General features: G+C 72.3%; 1 protein-coding gene. It reads right to left on the bottom strand.

The annotated features are described in order from the left end of the window. Positions 1 to 34: 34 nt before the first annotated feature. The coding region (locus DW661_RS10075; protein ID WP_147356459.1) for a transposase at positions 35 to 570 on the bottom strand (536 nt) is incomplete at its 5' end.

Raw genomic sequence — 570 nt, 5'->3', positions numbered from 1 at the left:
TTGGGTGTTCCTATAGTTTTGTCAACCGTCGGGGCTACTCCCGGTAGGGCACCCGGTCGCGCATCACGGCGTATATCGCCCTGAGCCGCTTCCTCGCGACGGCCTTGAGCGCCCGCCCGTGCCCCATGCCCCGCGCCCTGCAGGCCCGGTAGTACTCGCCGTAGCGCCCCGAGGACCTCACCAGGCTGTTGCACGAGAAGATCAGCAGGGACTTGAGCCTCGCGTCGCCCCGCCTGGACGCCCTGACCGACCTCACCGACGTGCCGGAGCTCCTCACCCTCGGGGCTATGCCGCAGTACGAGGCCAGGTGGTCGTGGTCCGGGAACCTCCCGATGTCGACCGACACCGCGAGCTGCGCCGCGGTCCTCGGGCCGATGCCGGGCACGGTGAGCAGGCACGCGTAGGTCTCGTCGCCCTCGAGCAGCGCCGCCGTCTCGGCCTCGAGGGCCCCGGCCTCGTCGAGGGCCTCCGATATCCGGGCGGCCAGGAACCTGACCTGCCTGTTCTCGGCCTCGACGAGCGCCGGCGGGGGCGCGGTGGAGGCGGCCGCGGCCTCCCCGGCGGCCTCGG

The sequence above is a fragment of the Collinsella sp. AM24-1 genome (assembly GCF_003470325.1).
In the GTDB taxonomy this organism is placed as follows: Bacteria; Actinomycetota; Coriobacteriia; order Coriobacteriales; family Coriobacteriaceae; genus Collinsella.
This window is presented reverse-complemented; position numbering and strand designations above follow the sequence as displayed.